General features: G+C 62.6%; 4 protein-coding genes (1 of these 4 only partly in view). 1 reads left to right on the top strand and 3 read right to left on the bottom strand.

Going from position 1 to position 15,685, the window contains the following annotated elements:
• Window positions 1–11: 11 nt before the first annotated feature.
• The gene (locus AC07VV_RS24930; RefSeq protein ID WP_495037753.1) at window positions 12–4,163 is read left to right on the top strand and encodes an amino acid adenylation domain-containing protein; all 4,152 of its coding nucleotides are present in this window, start codon (window positions 12–14) and stop codon (window positions 4,161–4,163) included.
• A 165-nt stretch (window positions 4,164–4,328) separates the two neighbouring features.
• Here AC07VV_RS24930 and AC07VV_RS24925 read toward each other — a convergent pair whose 3' ends face one another.
• From AC07VV_RS24925 to AC07VV_RS24915, 3 genes are all read right to left on the bottom strand, one after another.
• A complete protein-coding gene (locus AC07VV_RS24925; RefSeq protein ID WP_495037752.1) occupies window positions 4,329–6,809 on the bottom strand; it encodes a TonB-dependent siderophore receptor in 2,481 nt (826 codons plus the stop codon).
• A 346-nt stretch (window positions 6,810–7,155) separates the two neighbouring features.
• Window positions 7,156–10,368: a non-ribosomal peptide synthetase gene (locus tag AC07VV_RS24920; RefSeq protein WP_495037751.1), complete on the bottom strand. Its 3,213-nt coding sequence runs from the start codon at window positions 10,366–10,368 to the stop codon at window positions 7,156–7,158.
• Window positions 10,365–15,685 carry the 3' end of a non-ribosomal peptide synthase/polyketide synthase gene (locus AC07VV_RS24915; protein WP_495037750.1) on the bottom strand. Its footprint extends 8,182 nt past the window's final position, so 5,321 of the gene's 13,503 nt are visible here — the last part of the coding sequence; its start codon lies off the right edge, out of view; the stop codon is at window positions 10,365–10,367. Before AC07VV_RS24915 ends, AC07VV_RS24920 begins: the two co-directional genes overlap by 4 nt.

Here is a 15,685-nt window from a genome sequence, read left to right as displayed (position 1 = left end):
AAGAGAAAGCCATGAACGAACTTCTTGATGATGACCTGCTGGCGCTGCTGTTGGCCGATGCCGACGCCGTCGAGCCAGACCCGGTCGCCACCCGCCGCGCGCGCCTCGATCGGGCGCCGCTGTCGTACGCCCAGCAGCGCCTGTGGCTGGTGCAGCAACAGGCACCGGCGAATGCCGCCTACAACTTGCCGCGCGCCCTGCGCCTGGACGGTGACCTCGATCCGCAGGCGTTGGAAACCGCGCTCAACGCAGTGATCGACCGCCACGACATCCTGCGCACTGCCTTTCGCGAAATCGACGGCGTGCCGACCCAGGTGGTCGAGCGCCAGACACGCCTGAACCTCAAGCGCCAGGACCTTTCCTCACTGGATGAGGACTCCCGTCGCCTGCACCTGGAACAACGCCTGCAAACCCAGGCCCTGCAACCGTTCGACCTGAGTCGCGCACCGCTGATCCGCACCACCCTGGTCAAGACCGCCGAGCGTGAACATGTATTGCTGCTGAACATGCACCACATCGTGTCCGACGCCTGGTCCAACGCAATCCTCATGCAGGATCTGGCGCGCGCCTATGCGCAGGCCAGCGCCGGCCTCAGCCCGGTACTGAGCGAGTTGCCGATCCAGTACAGCGACTACGCGCAATGGCAACGCAGCGAGTACCTCGACGGCGTGGCCTGCAAGCGCGCCGACCATTACTGGCGTCAGTATCTGGGCCGCGAACTGCCAGTGCTTGAACTGCCGGTGGATCATGCCCGTGCCGAAGGCCAGCAACACCTGGCCGGGCGTCATTCCCTGAGCCTTGCGCCCGCAGCGCTGCAAGCCCTCAACCGCTTCTGCCAGAACGAAGGCCTGACCCCGTTCGTGCTGGCGATGGGTGCCTGGCAACTGCTGCTCGGCCGCTACAGCCAGCAGCGCGAATTCACCGTCGGCGTGCCCAACGCCAGCCGCAACCGCAGTGACAGCCAGGAACTGGTGGGCTTTTTTGTCAGCAGTCAGGTGTACAAGGCGACGCTCGACGGCCAGCAACCGGCGTGGGACTTCCTGAACGCCTTGCGCGCGCATTCGCTGGCAACGTTGGAGCACGCCGATTACCCGCTGGAGTTGTTGTTCGATCAACTGCAACGCGGCAGTGCAACATCGCTCAATCCGCTGTTCCAGGTGTTGTTCAACTGGCGCACGGGCGGCGGCGAGCCGGCGGCCGTGGAATGGGGCGGGCTGAACCTGCAATTTCTCGATGCCGGCGAAAGCCAGGCCAAGTTCGACCTGTCGCTGGACATCGACTTCAGCCCGCAGAACCTGCAAGCCACCTTCGAATACAGCCGCGACCTCTACACCCCCACCACCATCGAGCGCATGGCCCGGCACTGGCAGCAATTGCTGCTGCAACTGATCGCCCGCCCCGACCTGCGCCTGGACGAGTTGCAATTGCTTGATGCCGAAGAGCATCGGCAGACCCTCGCCGAATGGAACCCGCAGCAGACCCGAATCGCCCCGTCGCTGTGCCTGCACCAGTTGATCGAAGCGCAGGTCGCCCGCAATGGCGCCGCCATCGCCCTGACCTTCGGCGAACAACAGGTCAGTTACGCCGAGCTCAACCGCCAGGCCAACCGTCTGGCCCACCGTTTGATCGCCAACGGTGTCGGCCCGGACGTGCTGGTGGGCATCGCCGCCGAGCGCTCGCCGCAGATGCTGATCGGCTTGCTGGCGATTCTCAAGGCCGGCGGCGCCTATGTGCCACTGGACCCGGCCTACCCGGCTGATCGTCTGGCCTACATGATCGAAGACAGCCGCATCGACTGGGTGCTGACCCAGTCCCATCTGCGTGAACAATTGCCATTGCCGGCCCACGTGCGCTGCGTGCTGCTCGACGACGCCACGAACCTGAGCGACGCCGCCGAACACAACCCCGACGTCGCCGTGCAGCCGGACAATCTGGCGTACGTGATCTACACCTCCGGCTCGACCGGCAAACCCAAGGGCGCCCTGCTCGCGCATCACAACGTGGTGCGCCTGTTCGAAGCCACCAGCGGTTGGTTCGGCTTCGATCAGAACGATGTCTGGAGCCTGTTCCACTCCTATGCCTTTGACTTCTCGGTCTGGGAGATTTTTGGCGCGCTGCTGTACGGCGGTCGCCTGGTGATCGTGCCCCACGCCGTCAGCCGTTCGCCGCAAGACGTCTACACGCTGCTCTGCGAGGAAAAAGTCAGCGTGCTGAACCAGACGCCGTCGGCGTTCAAACAACTGATGAAAGTCGCCTGCGAAGCCGACCAGCCGTTGACCCAGCAACTGCGCTACGTGATTTTCGGCGGTGAGGCGATCGAGGTGAAAAGCCTGCGCCCCTGGTTCGAACGTTTCGGCGATCAGGCCCCGCAACTGATCAACATGTACGGCATCACCGAAACCACCGTTCACGTCACCTACCGGCCGCTATCGCTGGCCGACCTGAATGCCGAGTCCGCCAGCCCCATCGGCGTGCCGATTGCCGACCTGTCCTGGTACCTGCTGGATGAAGGCCTCAACCCGGTCGCCAAAGGCTGCACCGGCGAGCTGTACATCGGTCGCGCCGGGCTGGCCCGGGGTTACCTGAACCGCACCGACTTGACCGCCACGCGCTTCATCCCCGACCCGTTCGACAGCGTTCCGGGTGGGCGTCTGTACCGTACCGGCGACCTGGCGAAATACTGCAACGACGGCAGCATCGAATACGTCGGGCGAATTGACCATCAAGTAAAAATCCGTGGTTTCCGCATCGAACTGGGCGAGATCGAAGCGCGTCTGCTCGATCAGCCGCAGGTGCAGGATTGCGCGGTGCTCACCCACGACGGCCCGAGCGGCCTGCAATTGGTGGCCTACATCATCGCTGCGGATTCGACGGAACTGCGCGACACCCTGATCGCTGCTCTGCGGGCGCAATTGCCCGATTACATGGTGCCTGCGCACCTGTTGTTCCTTGAGCGCTTCCCGTTGAACGCCAACGGCAAACTCGACCGCAAAGCCCTGCCGGAGCCGGATGCCAGCCTCTGGCAACGAACCTACGTGGCGCCGGGCAATCCGCTGGAAGAAGCGCTGGCCAGTCTTTGGCAGCAGTCGTTGAACATCGAGCGCGTGGGGATCACCGACAACTTCTTCGAGTTGGGCGGCCATTCGATTCTCGCGATCCAGTTGATCGCCCAGCTCAAGGCACAGCTCGATATCGAAGTGCGCCTGCAAGAGTTGCTGGCCCACCCGACCATCGCTGAGCTTTCCGCTTTCGTCGCCCGCCAGCATTTCGCAACCGCGCAGTGTGTGGTCGAACTCAACAACGCACCGGCCGACGCACCGGCACTGTTCTGCCTGCACCCCAGCGGCGGTATCGTGTTCTGCTATCAGCCACTGGCCAAACGCTTGAACAACCGGGCGAAAGTCTACGGCGTGATGCATCGCGGCTTCTCGCAGCAACACAACGACGCGCAAACCTGGTCGGAGATGATCGCCGACTACAGCCGTGAAATCGTCGACACCCAGCCGCAGGGGCCTTATCACCTGATGGGTTGGTCACTGGGTGGCCCGCTGGCCATGGACGTGGCCGCGACACTGGAGTCTCAGGGTCATGAAGTGGCGTTCCTGGGGCTGGTCGACGGCACCGTGCCGGCTTCGGCCTTCCCTGCCGACCTGCCACGCTTCCAGCGAGCGGACGACGAAGCGCTCGGCGTCACCTCGGAAGAAGTGCTCGACGCCGTGCACTACTTCAACCTGCTGTTCCCGACCCTGGCGCTGCGCACCACCGCCTACCTGCAAACGTCGCCGCATGGCAGCGTCAAAGACTTCTATGACTGGGCGGCGGGTCAGGTCGAACCGGGGCAAGGTGACTTGCTGGCCACCGTGCAGAACATCAAGAGTGAAGTCATGAATGCCCAGGCGTTCTCGGTGCATGAGCGTCTGGTGGAAGCCTTCGACGCCTTCACCTTCAAGCCACTGCGGGTCAAACCGAGTTGCTGGTGGGCGGTGCCGGAAAAAACCGCAGAGGAACTGGCTTTCAGCCAGGCGCTGATCCAGCGCTACAGCCAATCGGGCGAACTGAACTGCTCGCAGCTGTCACCGCTGGAACACCGCAGCATGATCTTTCAGGATGAATTGCTTGAACCCCTGATCGATACGTTCCTGAGCAACAGTCGAGTGCGCTGAGCCCTCCGCGCAAGACCCAAAAGCCCCGTCAATCCTTGATTGACGGGGCTTTTCTTTGGAGGGCCTTTCGTTCATCCGCCGCTGAAGCCAGACACCGCCGATTTATTCAGGGCAATAAAAAACCCGACCTGCAATGGCAGGCCGGGTTCGGGTATTACCGGTGGATCAGAACTGCGGTTTGTACGTCACGCTGAACATCACGTTACGCGGGTCGCCGTAGTAACTGTTGCTGTTGATCTGGGCGAAGGCCGGAATGATGTAGCGCTTGTCGAACATGTTGTTCAGGTTGACGGCCAGGTTGACCTCGTCGGTGGCCTGGTAGGCAACGCGCGAACCCCAGATGGCAAAGCCCGGCAGATCGAAGCTGCGGTCGAAGCTGACCGTGCTGCTCTGGGCATTCACGCCGGCACCGACGCTGACCTTGTGGAAGTCACCCGGCAGGGTGTAGTCGCCCCACAGGCGGAACATGTGCATCGGCGTACCGGTGGCGAAACGCTTGCCCTTGAGGTCGGTGTCTTCGAGGAACTTGGTGGTGTTGTAGGTATAACCGCTGGAGATCTGCATGCCATCGAACAGTTCACCGGCGATTTCCGCTTCCAGGCCCTGGCTGCGAACCTTGCCCGACGCCGTCGAGCAGTACCAGCCGTTGCAGGCTTCCGGTCCTTCGATGTCGGTGGTCAGGTCAGACACGGCGCGGTTCTTCTGGATGTAGCGGAACAACGCCAGGGAGGTATTGAAGCGGCCATCCATCAGCTCGCCCTTGATACCCAGCTCGTAGTTGGTGCCTTCGATCGGCTTGAGCGCGGTCTTCTCTTTGGTCAGCTGGGTTTGTGGAATGAACACTTCGGCAACGCTGCCGTAAGCAGACCACTGCTCGTTCAGCGCATACACCATGCCGACGTAAGGCGTTACACGGCCGGTGCTCTTGATCGAGTTCTTCTCGCCACCTTCCTGCAGTTCGCGGGCGAAGTAGTTGTCCTGGTCGAAGGAGAAGTCATACCAGCTGGTACGCGCGCCGAGGATCAGGGTCAGCGGGTCGGTCAGGTTGATTTTCCAGCTGCCGTAGAGGCCTTTCTGGCGAACATCGTAGGTGCTAACGGCCAGGTTGGCGGCGTCGGCGATCATGTCGAACGACTTCTGCGGACGGTTGTGATCGATGTCGAAAATGTCTACGCCCGGCGTGAACTGGCGAGCGTATTGGTCATCGCTGGTGAACTTGGAGTAGTTCGCACCGACGGTCAGGCCTTGCTTGAAGCCGAAGCCTTCAAACTGACCGTCGAGGTAGATGTCGAACGCACGGTTCTTGTTCGCGAAGTCAGTCGAGTAATCGGAGAAACGTGGGCCGGTGCTGCCGCCCACCGGAACCACGCCGGCAACGAACTGATAAGTCGCCTCGTTCGATTCGTTCATGGCGATGGCCGACGCTTTGACTTTCCAGCTGTCGTTGAAGTGGTGTTCAAGGTCGGCGTACACGGCGGTCTGGTCGTTCATCGAACGGTTCCAGGTCGCACCGGTGTAGGTCGAGCGCGGCAGGTTGATGTTGCTCGCGTCGGCGTAGCGCGGCAGGCCCAGCAGGTACGGACGGCCGTGGCTCTTCTTGTTGCTGAAACCGATGCCGAGCACGGTGTCTTCGTCCAGGTCGAAATCCAGGGCGCCGTACACGGTCTGTTCCCAGTTCCAGGCGTAGTCGGTGAACGAGTGGTCTTTTTCATAGTTGACCACTGCACGACCACGGATGGTGCCGGCATCGTTCAGCGGACCACCGACGTCAGCCTGGGAGCCATAACGATCCCAACTACCCGCCTTGGCAGTGAGGGTCACGGTCGGTTCGGCCTGGCCGCGCTTGCGCACCATGTTGATCGCGCCGCCCGGGCTGTTCGCGCCTTGCAGCAGGCCGGCCGCGCCACGGATCACTTCCATGCGGTCGTAGATCGCCATGTTTTCGGTGATGTAGCTGCCCAGCGCATACACGTTGCGCGGGATCGGCACGCCGTCGTACTGGATCGCTTCGATGTCGAAACCACGGGAGTAAATGAAGATACCCGGGCCTGGCGACTTCAGCGCGGTCAGGCCGGTGGTGGCTTCGACGGCCTGGGTCAGGTTGCTGATGTTCTGGTCATCCATGCGCTTGCGGGTCAGGACGCTGACCGACTGCGGGATGTCCTTGAGTTTCTGCTGGCCCTTGCCGATGGTCACGGCACCGGTGGTGTAGGAATTGGTGCCTTCGGTGGTGGTGCCCAGCGCGGTGGCGTTAATGGTGGTGGCACCCAGTTCCAGACCTTTGGCGCTGCCACTGCGCACCAGCATCAGGGTGTTGCCTTCCACGGTGAAACGCACATCGGTGCCGCGCAGGAGCTGGCCGATGGCCGACTCCGGGGTCATGTTGCCTTTGACTGCAAAGCTCTTGAGGCCCGCCAGATCATCGGCGCTGTAGATGACCTGCATGTTGCTCTGCTCGCCAAACGCTTGCAGCGCCTGTGGCAGGGACTGTGCCGCGATATTGAAGGCTTTGTCTTCGGCCTGGACCTGAGCACTGAGCGGCAGCAGGCACGCCATGCCCATCCCCGCCAGTACAGAGCGCGAGCGCAACGTTCGGGAAATCACCAGGGCCTTGAACAGGGGTTTCAATTCGTGAATTGCGGACATTGTGCTCTCTATTATTGGTCGAAGTGGAAAAGCCTGCGGGCCGCCGAGCGCCCCTCGAAATGCATACCCGCGCTCCGGGATCGTTCAATCATGTGAATCGATCGACTGGCCCCTCCCCGGGCAGCAGTCGCCCGCGCAGTGGCGCGAGCCGGTCATGGGTTGCGTAAGAAATCCGTTTGTTGCCGCGTGAAAACCTGACTGAAAAGGCCCTTTTTCGAGTCATTTCACGCGCTTACGTTAGTAAGACGGTGCAGACCGGAAAAACCGGAATGCGTTTGTTTATCATTTGTGAAATAAATTAAAAAAAACCGTCGCACTGGGGCGACGGTTTTTCCTGGGCGGACGGTTAAACGTCCTGAGCCACCTTGGCGGCTTGCAGTTGCCGGGCCTTTTCGGTCAGCAGGGCTTTTTCCTCGGGACTCATCGATTCAAGACGCACCCGCGCCTGAGCCAGTTTGTCCAGTTGCCCCGGACTCGCTTCCTGATCGCGCAACGCTTGCGCAAGCCCAGCCACGGTTGGATGGTCGAAGACCACGCCCGGGTGGATTTCGCACTGCAACAGCTTGCGAATACCCGCGACCAGTTTGATCACCAGCAACGAATGGCCACCGGCGGCAAAAAAGTCGCGTTCGACGCTCAGGCGATCCTGCCCGAGCAACTGCGCCATGCGCCCGGCCAGCAAGGTTTCCAGGGCGTCTCGCGGCGCGACGTAATCGTCGTCGACACCCTGATCGGCCAGTTGCTGCAAGGCCTTGCGGTCGATCTTGCCGTTGGCCAGCCGTGGCAAGCGCTCGATGAAGCGAATCTGCTGCGGCACCATCACCGCCGGCAGTTGCTGCGCCAGTTGCTCACGCAGGCTGTCCGCCGCCAGCGATTCACGCGCCACGACAAACGCCTGCAAGCCTTGCTCAGGGCTGTCCCCGGCAATCACCACCGCTTCCTGCACGGATGGCAGGCGCAGCAATTGCGCCTCGACTTCCGTCAGCTCGATGCGGAAACCGCGCACCTTGATCTGATGATCGCGCCGCCCGTGCAGGACAATCGCGCCTTCAGGCAAATAGCGCGCAAGATCGCCGGTACGATACAGGCGTTCGCCGTTGATGAACGGGTTGTCGATCAACAGTCCCGCCTCGGCTTCGACATTGACGTAGCCGCGGAACAGCTGCGCACCGCCGACATACAACTCGCCGACGACACCGACCGGCGCCAATTGCTGCTGCGCGTCGAGCACGTACACCTGATTGTTGGCGAGCACCTGGCTCAGCAGACCGGCGCCCTGCCCCGGCGCAACCTTGTGCACCATCACGCCGACCGTGGTTTCGGTCGGGCCGTAGTGGTTGAACACCTGACAGTCGCTGCGCACTTGCGCGATGCGCTGGATCAGCGGCGCGGCGATGGCCTCCCCGCCCAGCACCAGAGTTCGCGGCAAACGCGGGGTATCGCTGTCGAGTAACGCCGCCAGATGCGACGGGACGATTTTCAGGCAGTCGACGGCATGCTCTTTCAGAAAACCGGCGAATGCCTGTGCGTCTTGCATCTGTTCATCGCTGGCCACGTGCAGCGCCGCCCCGTTGAACAGCGCACCGAACAACGTGGTATTGCCCAGATCCGCCGCCACCGTGGAAGTCAGACCGAAGTGCCGGTGACCGTCCAGCCCCAGCGCCGAGCTGACACTGGCGGTGTAGTTGAGCAGATGCTGGTGTTCGATCAACACGCCTTTTGGCGTGCCGGTAGAACCCGAAGTGAACAGCACGTAGGCGAGATCGCGGCCCTGGGTTTCATGGGTCGGAGCTGGCACAGCTTCTGCTGCCAGCAATTGATCGATTGAACGCACCGGCAGCGCACTGTCGTGCCATTCAGCGATCTGCGTGGCGTCGGTCAGCAACAGGCCGGCACGCGCTTGTTCGAGCATCAGTTGCTGACGTGCCAGCGGCCATTGGCGATCCAGCGGCAGATACGCTGCGCCCACTCGCCAGATCGCGAGCATCGCCACCACCAGCGCCGCCGAACGCGGCAAAGCCAGCGCGACGATCGAATCACGGCCCACGCCTTCGGCATGCAAGCCCGCCGCCAGTCGCTCGACCTGCGCCTGCAACTGAGCGTAATTCAGACTGCCGGCCTCATCGGTCAGTGCCAACGCTTCTGGCGTGGACTGCGCCCATTCGGCGATGCGTTGCGGCAGCAAAGGGGTGTCAGCCCAGGAACGTGCCGACGGATTGATCGACAGCAAACGCTGACGCTCGGCCTCGGTCAGCAGGCTGATCGCATTCAACGGCGCATGTGCGTCGGCCACGATCTGGCCCAGCAGCGCGACGTATTGATCCAGCAGCACTTGCATCGACGCCGCGCTGTAACGCTGCGCGGCATATTCCAGCGCCACCGCGCTGGCCGCGTTTTCCGCGTTCAACTGCACTTGCAACAGCAACTCGAACACGCCACCGCGCCCGGTCTCCACCCGTTGCGCCGTGCAGCGGGTCGCGCCGATCGCCACTGGCTGTGCCTGACGGAGCAGCGCAAAACCATAGGCCGAACGTGCAGCTGCCGGTTGAAGTTCAGGGGCCCAGTATTCCTGCCAGAGACGATGTTCTTCCAGGCGCGCGGCGACTGTCGGCAGCCATTGCGTGAATGACTGTTCGGCATCCACAGGCAGATTCAGCGGCAGGGTTTTCTCGAACACGCCGATTGCGCCGGAGAAATACTCATAGTCTTCACGACCATCGTGGCGCCAGCCCATCAGCACTTCGTCGCGACCGCTCAAACGCGCCAGCAACAGCCACCAGGCGCTTTGCATCAGCACCGCAACCGGTTGTGCAACGGTCTGCGCCAGACGCTCAAGCCCCACGATCAATGAAGCGTCGAGTGGCTTATTGAGGCTCGCCGAATCAGCGCCCGACACCGTGGATTCGCGTGCCGCCAGCCAAGGCGTCGACAGGCTCGCATCGACGCCATTGAGCTGTGCCTGCCAATACGCCCGGGCGGTTGCGGCATCCTCGTCGAGGATCACTTCGCTGCGCCATTCCAGGTACTGACCGAACTCGCCCGCCTCTTCGTCTTCAGGCCATTCAGACTGTTCATACGCGCGCAGCAACTGCTGATAAACCAGCGTCAGTGCGTTGTCGTCCAGGCTGTGACGGGCCGCGCCCAGCACCAGCGCCCAACGCTGTTCGGGCAGCGCGTACAACACCGCTTGCACACCGGCCGATTCGCCGGGCACAAAGGCGCGCTGCGCCCATTCGGTCAATTGCGCCTGAATCTCGGCTTCGCTGGCCGGTGCGTTTTGCACCGTCAGCGGGAAGCGCTCGGCGACGTCAGTGAACTGGCGCAGACCATGAAAACCCGGGGCCTTGGCCAACCGGGCCAGCAACATCGGTTGCTGCGCCAGCACCTGGTCGAAGGCCGCTTGCAGGCGGGCCACGTCGAGCTCGCCAGCCATATCGATACGCAAGAAACGCGCGGCATCAGCCCAGCACGCGGCACCCGGCAGTTGATCGCAGAGCATCTGCTGCTCGGGGGTCAACGCCTGCCCCACGTCCTGTTGTTCCATCACCACCTCGTTCATGCCTCTGTTCCTTCGGTTGCGCGAACCGGCTCGCCACGGGCGCCTTGCAAGTCGCTGTGGTCGAACATGTCACCCATGGCGACGACAATCTTGCGCGGACCTTCGAATGGATCGCGGGCATGCGCCACCAACATGTTGTCGAGCAGAATGGCGTCGCCCTTCTGCCAGTCGAACCGCACGGCGCACGCTTCGTAGAGCTCGCCGATGCGCTGCATCACCTCGTCTTCGATCGGCGTGCCGTCCCCGTAGTAAACGTGGCGCGGCATGCGCTCCAGACCGAACATCGACAACAGGTCTTCACGCACATCCGGTTCCAGCCAGTAGATGTGGTGCAGTTGCACCTGGTTGAAGAACGATTTGGCACCGGTCACCGGGTGGCGAATGATCGCCGGGCCCGGGGTGCGGGTTTGCAGTTCGTCGTTGTCCAGCCAGCGCCATTCGATACCGCCAGCCCGGCAACGGGCCTCGACTTCGGCGCGGTCTTCGGTCTTGAAGAAGTGCTGCCACGACACGTCCAGTTTGTCGGTGAAGGTGCGTACATACAGCAGGCCCTTTTCCTCGAACTTGTCGCGCAGATCCGCCGGCAGTTTTTCGTACATCAAGCGGCAATCCACCACTGGCGTCGCGCCGCCAACCGGTGCCGCCACTTCGCAATAGAACATCTGCTTGCGCGGCCAGCGGTCCTGATGGGAACTCTCGTTGTGGAACAGAATCATCTTGCGTTCCGGGTACGGCGTGGAGCGGTAGGTGTTCTTGCCGCCCTCTTTCTTCGGCAGATCGCCGTACTGGCCGTACAGACCGGGCTGGATCGCTTCGGCGAAAGCTTCAAAGCCCTGAATGCCGTCGAGTTCGAAACCGCGGAACAGGATGCCGGCGTGGGTGGCCAGCTTCGTTTCAATCAGCGGCCGGTTGTTCTTGATCCACTCGATCAGGTCCAGTTGCGGCTCGTTCGGTTCCACCAGCAGCGGGAACGGTTGTGGCGCCGCCATCAACGATTCACGCACCGGCGCCGGGCGTGCCTTGGCCACCGGGGCGGCGCCGCGCTTGAGGAATTTGCCCAGTTTGTCGGCCTTGGGTCCGGGGGCAGACGGCCGGGTGGCCGCTGCTAAATTGTCGACTGGCATGCTGATAGCTCCCAATTGAATGTCCTGATCAGCGACGATCTGTTCCAACAGGGCTATCCAGGCCTTGACCAGGTACTGAATGCGCTCATGTCCGAACAAGCTTGTGGCGAATTGCCAATTACCCAGCAATTGCCCTTCTTCTTCGTCAACGAACAATGCCATGTCGAATTTAGAATGGGTCTCCAGCGACGGCAGCGCTTCGACGCTCAAACCGCCCATGGCCTGGGTGCGGCCCGGCAGGTTGTTCATCACGAACAGCACCTGTACCAGCGGGTTCATGCCCTTGTGACGGGGCACGCCCGACGCATCGACGATCATGTCGAACGGCAGGTCCTGATGCTCCAGCGCTTGCAGCAGCGTGTCCTGGGTCTGCGTCAGGAACCCGCTGAACGAGGCCTCACTCGCAAACCGCGAACGCAGCGGCAGCACGTTGACGAAGAAGCCGATCAAGCGCTCCAGCTCCGCCCGCTCACGCCCGGCCACGTCGGCACCGACCAACACGTCGGCGCCTTCACTGACCCGGTGCAGCAATACCTGGAACGACGCCAGCAACGTGCTGTACAGCGTGACACCGGCCCGTGAAGCCAGCGCCCGGACGTCGCGGCTCAACTGAGCGCCGAGGGCAAACTGCACCGCGTCGCCAGCGTAGGACGGCGTCAAGCCGCGCGGGTTGTCCAGCGGCAGGCTGAGCTGGCCGTTGTAGCCGGCCAGTTGCTCTTTCCAGAACGTCGCCTGCTGCCCGAGCACGCCTTGCTGTTCCAGCGCCTGTTGCCACAGGGCAAAGTCCGAATACTGCACGGCCAGTGCCGGCAAGGCATGCGGTTCGCCGATGCTGGCGCGGTCGTAGATTTCCACCAGTTCGTTGATCAAAACACCCATCGACCAACCATCGGAAATGATGTGGTGCATCGAATACAGCAACACATGTTCGCCCGGGCTCAGGTGCAGGATGCGGCCGCGCAACAGCGGCGCCTGCTCCATGTCGATCGGCGTGTTGGCGTTGTCGAGGACGGCTTGCGCCACCTGTTCTTCCTGATCGCTGCGCGACAGGCCGGACAGATCGATCAGTGGGAAATCCAGCTCGACTTCATCGACGATCACGGCAATCGGATCGCCCTCATCGTCTTGCACGTAGGCAGTGCGCAACACTTCATGGCGCTGCACCACTTCGGCGAAACTCGCCAGCAGGCGCTGCACCGACAAATCACCGCGCAAACGCAACGCCATCGGCATGCCATAGGCGGACGTGCCGCCGGACAACTGCTCGGCAATCCACAAGCGGCGCTGCACCAGCGACAACGGCGCGCTGCTCTTCGCGCCATGAGCCTTGAGCTCGACCTGACGTGAATCGAACGCCGCCAGCTCCGCCCCGACGTTGGCCTGCATGACCGCCGCCAGATCCTTGAGCACCGGCGCGCCGAACAGATCGCGCAGGCTGAGCGTCAGACCGGTGACTTTGCGCAAGCGCGAGACAGCCTGGGTTGCCAGCAACGAATGACCGCCGGCCTCGAAGAAGTGCTCGTTACGCCCGATCTGCTCGCGCTCCAGCACGTCCTGCCAGACCTGAGCGATCTGTTGCTCCAGTTGGCCCTGTGGTGCGACGAAATCTTCGCTCGACACCTGGCTGTCCGGCAGTGGCAAGGCCTTGCGATCCAGCTTGCCGCTCGGGCCGATCGGCAATTGCGTCAGCAGCAGGACATGGCTTGGTTGCATGTAGTCCGGCAGGCTGTTTTTCAGCCCGTCGCGCAGTGTTTGAAGCAGCGCTGCATCATTGTTGGCCAGTGATTCGTCGTGCGGCACGACGTAAGCCACCAGTTGCTGACCTCCTGCCCCCGGCTGCGCCAGCACCAATGCCTGACGCACACCGTCCTGGCGCAACAGGCAAGTCTCGATCTCGCCCAGTTCAATGCGGAAACCACGCACCTTGACCTGATGATCGAGACGCCCTACGTATTCGATCAATCCGTCGACGTTGACCCGCGCCAGATCGCCGGTGCGATACAGCCGCCCGCCAACCGTACTGAACGGATCAGGCAGGAAGCGATCAGCCGTCAGATCAGGACGCTGGAAATACCCCCGCGCCAACAGCTCGCCACCGATCAGCAACTCGCCCACTACGCCTTGCGGCACCGGCTGCCCGGCGCTGTCGAGGATATGAATCGTGCGCCCTGCCAGACCGTGACCGATCGGCAATGCCGCCGGCAGCGGTTGGCCGCCCTGCACGTAGTCGACGCAGTCGAGCACGGTGCTGGTGACCGTCGCTTCGGTCGGGCCATAAGCGTTGATCAGTTGCACCTGCTCAAGCCCTGCACGCTGATACGCCGCGATGCCTTGCGGCGGCATGACTTCACCGCCCACCACCATCTGGCGCAGACGGCCGTAGTCGCGCGGGCCGTGGTCGGCGAAGTCCTGAACTACCACATTCCAGTACGCGGTGGTCAGGTCGGCGATGCTGATGTCCCGGTCGATAATTTGCTGATACAGGGTTTCGCTGTCCCACACCTCGTTGCCACGCAGCACCACCGCCGCGCCGCAGACCAGCGCCGGGTAGACCTGCTCGACAAAACTGTCGAAGTTGAACGTCGCAAATTGCAGCACCCGATCACTGGCCGACAGGCCTTTGTAGGCTTCGGACACACGGGTGTGCCGCGCCAGCGTCTCGTGGCTGATGCCCACGCCTTTCGGGCGACCGGTCGAGCCGGAGGTAAACATCACGTACGCCAGGCTCTGCCCGTGCACGACGGGTGACGGGTTGCTGTCGAGCAACGGCCATGCATCGCCGTCCACTGTCAGCGTGCGCACACCGACCACCGATGGCAGTCGCTGCAGCAGGTGTTGCTGACTGAGCATCAGCCGCAGGCCGCTGTCTTCGATCATTGCCAGCAGACGGTCGGCCGGGTAGCCAGGGTCCAGCGGCACGTAGGCACCACCCGCCTTGAGCACGGCCAACAGGCTGATGATCATGTCCATCGAACGATCAACCGCAATCCCCACCAGCACATCGCTGCCGACGTTGTGTTGCAACAAGCCGTGGGCCACGCGGTTGGCGGCCGCATTGAGCTCGGCGTAAGTCAGTTGCCGGTCTTCGAATATCAGGGCAATGGCGTCCGGGGTTTGTGCCACTTGCCGTTCAAACCACTGATGCACGCAATGTTCGCTGGCCGGCGCTTCGACGGCAGTAAGCATCGGCCCGGCCGCCAGGGCCAATTCGCCGAGACAGGTCGAGGACGGTGCCTGCACCATCTGCTGCAACAGGTGATCGAGCTGGCTCGCCAGTTGTTCGACCGAACGTCCGTCGAACTGCTCGCGGTCGAAACTCAGGTGCAGCGACAGTTGTGCGTCGAGGCTGACCGCGAGGGTCAGCGGGTAGTTGGTCTGTTCGTGATTGGCCACTTCACCAAAACGCAGATCCTGCGGCGCACCTTGTTGCAGCGCTTCGGACACCGGGTAGTTTTCGAACACCAGAATGTTGTCGAACAGCGCTTCACCGCCCTGCCCGGCCCAGCGCTGAATCTCGAACAGCGGCGTGTGTTCCTGCTCGCGCAGTGCCAGGTTCTGCGCCTGCACCTGTTGCAACCAGGCACTCAGCGTTTGCTCGGCACGCGGACTGGCGATCACCGGCAAGGTGTTGATGAACAGGCCGATCTGCTGCTCGACGCCGGCCAGTTGCGCCGGACGCCCGGACACCGTCGCACCGAAGCTGACGGTGTCGAGCCCGGTGAAACGTTGCAACAGCAGCAGCCAGGCACTTTGCACCAGCGTGTTGAGGGTGACTTTGTGGCCACGGGCAAACTCGTTGAGCTGTCGCGTGCGCACCTCGTCCAGCACATGGAAACGCTCGCCATGGCCCTTGACCGGTTGCACTGCGGTAAACGCGCGCGCCAGTCGGGTCGGCTCTTGCAGGCCGGCCAGTTGCGCGTTCCAGAACGCTTCGCTGACGTGCGCGTCCTGTCGCGACAGCCACTGAATGTAATCGCGATAACGACCCGCACCACCGGCCGGTGGCTGACCGCTGTAGCGCTGCAGCACTTCACCGAGCAACTGCGAATTGCTCCAGCCATCCATCAGGATGTGATGGCTGGTGTAGATCAGGCGGCAGGCATCCGCAGCGGTTCGCACCACCCGCAGACGCAACAACGGCGCGGCGCCCAGTTCGAAACCTTGCTGCTGTTCGGCCAGCGCCAGGGCGGCGA

The sequence above is a fragment of the Pseudomonas sp. GW821-FHT02C04 genome (assembly GCF_059421845.1).
This window is presented reverse-complemented; position numbering and strand designations above follow the sequence as displayed.

What these genes read in the sequence shown, in the direction of transcription:
- AC07VV_RS24930 (WP_495037753.1), top strand. Translation starts at nt 12, where the DNA reads ATGAACGAACTTCTTGATGATGACCTGCTGGCGCTGCTGTTGGCCGAT.
- AC07VV_RS24925 (WP_495037752.1), bottom strand. Translation starts at nt 6,809, where the DNA reads ATGTCCGCAATTCACGAATTGAAACCCCTGTTCAAGGCCCTGGTGATT.
- AC07VV_RS24920 (WP_495037751.1), bottom strand. Translation starts at nt 10,368, where the DNA reads ATGAACGAGGTGGTGATGGAACAACAGGACGTGGGGCAGGCGTTGACC.